At 36.1% G+C, this 5,940-nt stretch carries 6 protein-coding genes; all 6 read right to left on the bottom strand.

What is annotated here, in order from left to right:
* Positions 1 to 1,193: elongation factor Tu (tuf, locus tag VJ881_09375; protein ID HKL76263.1), on the bottom strand; the 1,193-nt coding region annotated here is incomplete at its 3' end.
* Between the two features lie 36 nt (positions 1,194 to 1,229).
* Positions 1,230 to 3,299, bottom strand: a complete 2,070-nt coding sequence (gene fusA, locus VJ881_09370; GenBank protein ID HKL76262.1) for an elongation factor G — start codon at positions 3,297 to 3,299, stop codon at positions 1,230 to 1,232.
* Between the two features lie 28 nt (positions 3,300 to 3,327).
* Positions 3,328 to 3,795 carry a 30S ribosomal protein S7 gene (rpsG, locus tag VJ881_09365; GenBank protein HKL76261.1) on the bottom strand — a complete coding sequence of 156 codons (468 nt, stop codon included), beginning with the start codon at positions 3,793 to 3,795 and terminating at the stop codon, positions 3,328 to 3,330.
* Between the two features lie 13 nt (positions 3,796 to 3,808).
* A complete protein-coding gene (gene rpsL, locus VJ881_09360) occupies positions 3,809 to 4,180 on the bottom strand; it encodes a 30S ribosomal protein S12 (GenBank protein HKL76260.1) in 372 nt (123 codons plus the stop codon).
* 18 nt (positions 4,181 to 4,198) lie between these two features.
* Positions 4,199 to 4,438: a ribosomal L7Ae/L30e/S12e/Gadd45 family protein gene (locus tag VJ881_09355; protein HKL76259.1), complete on the bottom strand. Its 240-nt coding sequence runs from the start codon at positions 4,436 to 4,438 to the stop codon at positions 4,199 to 4,201.
* Positions 4,439 to 4,532: 94 nt separating this feature from the next.
* On the bottom strand, positions 4,533 to 5,940 hold a 1,408-nt coding region (locus tag VJ881_09350), incomplete at its 5' end, for a DNA-directed RNA polymerase subunit beta' (GenBank protein ID HKL76258.1).

Below are 5,940 nucleotides of genomic sequence, written 5' to 3'. Positions count from 1 at the left end.
TACTCAATAATCTCAGTTACAGCACCAGCACCAACTGTATGGCCACCTTCACGAATAGCAAAACGAAGTCCTTCTTCCATTGCTATTGGTGTAATTAATTCTACTTCCATCTCTACATTATCTCCAGGCATTACCATTTCTACTCCTTCTGGTAATCCTATCTGTCCTGTTACATCTGTTGTTCTAAAATAAAACTGTGGTTTGTATCCATCAAAAAATGGATTGTGTCTTCCACCTTCATCTTTAGACAATACATATACCTCTGCTTTAAACTTTGTATGTGGTGTTATACTTCCTGGCTCTGCTAATACCTGACCTCTTTCAATTTCATCTCTTTTTACTCCTCTTAAAAGAGCTCCTATATTATCTCCAGCTACTGCCTCATCAAGTAACTTCCTGAACATCTCTATCCCTGTTACTACAGTATCCATTGTTTCTTTTACACCAACAATCTCTACTTCATCCTGTGGGTGAAGTGTTCCTCTTTCAATACGTCCAGTAGCAACTGTTCCTCTACCAGTTATACTAAATACATCCTCTATAGGCATCAAAAATTCTTTTTCACTATCTCTCTCAGGTTCAGGAATATATTCATCTACTGCTTCCATGAGTTCCATAATCTTTGATCCCCATTCTCCTTCAGGATCTTCATTTTCCAATGCTTTAAGAGCTGATCCAACTATTATTGGAATCTCATCTCCTGGAAAATCATATTCACTAAGTAGTTCTCTTACTTCCATCTCTACTAATTCTATTAATTCTTCATCTTCTACCATATCTGCTTTGTTTAGAAATACTACTATATGTGGAACTCCTACCTGACGTGCCAGTAGAATATGCTCTCTTGTCTGAGGCATTGGGCCATCTGCTGCTGATACTACAAGAATAGCTCCATCCATCTGAGCTGCACCTGTAATCATATTCTTTACATAGTCAGCATGCCCTGGTGCATCAACGTGAGCATAGTGTCTATTTGGTGTTTCATACTCTACATGAGAAGAAGCTATTGTTATTCCTCTTTCTTTTTCTTCTGGTGCATTATCAATCTGATCAAAATCCATTACTTCTCCACCTGAACTATTTGCCAATACTTTTGTGATTGCTGCTGTTAATGTTGTTTTACCATGATCAACGTGTCCTATTGTTCCTATGTTAACATGTGGTTTAGTTCTTTCAAACTTTTCTTTTGCCATTTTTGTCATCCTCCTTGTTATTTTATCATGACTTTTTTATTCTCCAACAATTTCTTTAGTAATATTTTTTGGAGCTTTTTCATAATGTGAAAATTGCATAGTATATGTTGCTCTTCCCTGAGTTTTTGAACGAAGGTCAGTTGCATATCCAAACATTTCAGCTAATGGTGCATAACCTCTAATAACTTGAGCTGATGATCTGGATTCCATACCTTCTACACGACCTCTTCTACCATTAAGATCTCCTATTACATCGCCCATATATTCTTCAGGAACGACAATTTCAAGCTTCATGATTGGCTCTAGTATAGCAGGTTTAGCTTTTTCTACAGCATTTTTAAAGCCCATAGAACCTGCAATTTTAAATGCCATTTCAGAAGAGTCAACATCATGATAACTACCATCGTTAAGACTTACTTTTACATCTACCATAGGATATCCTGCTAAAAAGCCATTTTCCATAGCTTCCACAATCCCATCTTCAACAGCAGGAATATATTCTTTAGGAATTGCTCCACCTACAATATTATTCTCAAATTCAAATCCTCCCTCTTCTTCAAGTGGTTCTACATCCATAACAACGTGTCCATATTGTCCACGTCCACCACTTTGACGGATGAATTTGCCTTCAATACCTTCAACTTTCTTTGTAATTGTTTCTCTATAAGATACTTTAGGTTGACCAATATTCGCATCAACTTTAAATTCTCTTAATAATCTATCAACAATAACTTCTAAGTGAAGTTCACCCATACCTTTTATGATAGTCTGTCCAGTTTCATCATCAGTTCTAACCTGGAAAGTTGGGTCTTCTTCAGCTAAGCGCTGTAAAGCTTCTCCAAGTTTATCCTGGTCTGCCTGACTTTTTGGTTCAATTGCAACAGAAATAACCGGTTCAGGGAATTCCATTGATTCAAGTACTATTGGATGATCAGCATCACAAAGAGTATCTCCAGTACTAGTACTTTTGAGTCCTACTGCAGCAGCAAGGTCACCAGCATAAACCATATCTCTTTCTTCCCGGTGATTAGCATGCATCTGCAAAATACGACCTATTCTTTCTCTTTCATCACTTGTTGAATTATAAACATATGAACCTGCTTCCAACACTCCAGAATAAGCTCTAAAGAAAGCTAATTTACCAACATAAGGATCAGACATTATTTTAAAAGCTAAAGCAGAAAATGGTTCATCATCATTAGCTTTTCTTACCTCTTCCTCATCAGTATCTGGATTAAATCCTTCTACCGGAGGTACATCTACTGGAGAAGGTAAGTAATCTAAAATTGCATCTAATAGCATCTGAACACCTTTATTTTTAAAAGCAGATCCACATAAAACTGGTATTACATCAACATCAAGAGTTGCTTTACGTAATACTTTCCTAATATAATCTGGATCTAATTCATCATCTTCCAGATAAGTCATCATAAATTCATCATCAGTTTCAGAAAGTGCTTCTAATAATATTTGGCGATACTCATTAGCCTGTTCCTGATATTCTTCAGGAATTTCTTCTCTTTCAAAGTTTACACCTAATTCATCTTCATAAACAATTGCATCCATTTCAATAAGATCAATAACACCATCAAATTTATCTTCACTTCCTATTGGAAGTTGAATGGGTATAGCATTAGCACCTAATCTATCTTTCATCATATCTATAACTCTAAAAAAATCTGCTCCCATACGATCCATTTTATTCACAAATGCAATTCTTGGAACTTCATATTTATCAGCCTGTCTCCAAACTGTTTCTGATTGTGGTTCAACCCCTCCAACTGAACAAAATAGAGCAATAGCTCCATCAAGAACGCGGAGAGACCTTTCAACTTCTACAGTGAAGTCCACGTGTCCCGGCGTGTCTATAATATTTATACGATGATTGTCCCATTCACAAGTGGTTGCAGCTGAGGTAATAGTTATACCTCTTTCCTGTTCCTGGTCCATCCAGTCCATAACAGCTGCTCCATCATGGGTTTCACCCATTTTGTGAACTCTTCCGGTATAGTACAGCATTCTTTCAGTTGTTGTTGTTTTTCCTGCATCAATATGTGCCATTATTCCTATATTACGAGTCTTTTTTAACGGAAATTGTCGGGCCATTATTGTCCCCCCTTTACTTTATACATAATTACCATCTGTAATGAGCAAATGCCCTGTTAGCTTCTGCCATACGATGTACTTCTTCTTTCTTTCTTACAGCACCACCAGAATTATTATAAGCATCCAGTAGTTCATTTGCCAATCTTTCTGTCATTCTTCTTTCATTGCGAGCACGAGTAGCCTCAACAAGCCAGCGAAGAGCTAAACTTAATTTTCTATCTTCATCAACTTCAACTGGTACCTGATAGTTAGAACCACCCACTCGACGTGATCTAACTTCTAAAGCAGGTTTAACATTATCTAGCGCTTCTCTTACAGCAGACAATGCTTCTTCATCTGTTTCTTCAGCTAACCATTCTAAAGCTTCATAAACTACACTTTCTGCTAAACTTTTTTTACCATCTAACATAAATTTATTAATAATACGATTTATTACAATATCATTATAAACTGGATCTGGTTCAATTTCTCTTTTTTCTGCTCTATGTTTACGCATCTATTTCCCCCCTTTATCTTGGCTTTTTGACTCCATATTTAGAGCGTGCCTGTTTACGATCCTCGACACCTGCAGTGTCAAGAGTACCTCTTACAATATGATAACGAACACCTGGTAAATCCTTTACTCTTCCACCTCTTACGAGAACTACTGAGTGTTCCTGTAAATTATGTCCAATTCCAGGTATATAACAAGTTACCTCTTTTCCATTAGTCAATCTAACTCTTGCAACTTTTCTCAAAGCTGAGTTAGGCTTTTTTGGTGTAGCAGTATAAACTCTAGTACAAACTCCTCTTTTTTGTGGTGCACCTTCAAGTGCTGGCGCAGAAGTTTTCTTTTTTACTTTGTTACGACCTTTACGAATCAGTTGGTTAATTGTTGGCATTACTCCACCCCCTTCCAGTTATTTCAATAAAGCAGCAGAAGCAGCGGCAACTTCAATGCCGCATACTCTGCCTAATTGCATTTTGCTATCTATTTCTTTTATATTAATATTAGAGTTTTTAGCTTCATTTAATATTTCATTTTTCAACTTTGTATCACTATCTTTTGCTATAAAAACACAGTCTGCTTTTCCTTTTTTTATAGCCTGAAGGGTTTCTTTGCTCCCAACAACTTTTCTTTTATGACGTAAATCAACCATATATTGTTTCCCTCCAGTAAATTATACTATCTCTTGGGCACACTTAAATATTTTAACACCTTTATCTTACCCTGTCAACACTAAAATTCATTTTTTAGTGTCTATCTCCTAATTCTTCCTCAAGACCAGCTACTGGATCACCATCTTCATCCAAAACATCAATATCACGATAATATTTCATTCCTGTTCCAGCTGGAATTAATTGTCCAATAATAACATTTTCTTTTAATCCCATTAATGGATCATTCTTTCCTTCCAGTGAAGCTTCAGTTAGAACTCTAGTAGTTTCCTGGAAAGAAGCTGCAGAAAGGAAACTGTCTGTTGCAAGTGAAGCTTTAGTTATACCCAGTAATTCTGGTTGTATTTCTGCTGTTTCTTTTCCATTTTCAAGAGCTTCATTATTTTTCTGTCTGAATTCAAAGCGATTTACAAGACTTCCAGGAAGAAGATCAGTATCTCCTGCATTCATAACTTTTACTTTTCTCATCATCTGTCTAATTATAACCTCAATATGTTTATCATTAATTTCAACACCCTGAGAACGATAAACATTTTGAACTTCTTTTAATAGATAATTTTCTACAGCATGAGCTCCTTTTACTTTCAGAAGAACATTAGGATCAAGTGGACCCTCAGTTAGTTTATCACCAGATTCAACAATATCGCCTTCTTCAACAAGTAATTTTGATCCATAAGGTATCTGATAACTTTTCTTTTTTCCATCTTCATTTTCTATTACAACACGTGTAGAATTTTTCTTTTTAACAATCTTAACTTTTCCACTTCTTTCAGTCATAATTGCCTGACCTTTTGGAGTTCTACCTTCAAAAAGCTCTTCAACTCTTGGTAGACCCTGAGTAATATCATCACCAGCAACACCACCAGTGTGGAAAGTACGCATTGTAAGTTGTGTACCAGGTTCACCGATTGATTGAGCAGCAATTATACCAATTGCTTCTCCAATATCAACTTCTTCCCCAGTAGCTAGATTACGACCATAACATTTGCGACAAACTCCATTTTCAGTTTTGCAGGTTAATACAGATCTTATTTTTACTTTTTCAATACCTGCATCTTCTATTTCTTTCATTATATTTTTATCAATTAATTGATCTTTTTCAACTATAACTTCATCTGTTTCAGGATCAACTATTTCTTCTGCTGCGTGACGTCCAATACATCTTTCAGAAAGTGGTTCAACCGCATTAGGTCCTTTTTTACCGATTGCCTCAACATATATTCCATCATCTGTTCCACAATCATCTTCTCTAACAATCACATCCTGTGATACATCAACAAGTCTTCTAGTTAAATAACCAGAATCAGCAGTTCTTAAAGCTGTATCTGCTAAACCTTTACGAGCTCCGTGAGAAGAAATAAAGTATTCTAAAACATTTAAACCTTCACGGAATGATGATCTAATAGGCAAATCAAGTATTCTACCTGAAGGATCTGCCATAAGACCTCTCATACCAGCTAACTGAGAAATCTGAGATGTATTA

It is taken from the genome of Halanaerobiales bacterium (assembly GCA_035270125.1).
Lineage (GTDB): Bacteria > Bacillota > Halanaerobiia > Halanaerobiales > DATFIM01 > DATFIM01.
The sequence above is the reverse complement of the archived record's forward strand: the minus strand, read 5'-3'. Positions and strand labels throughout refer to the sequence as shown.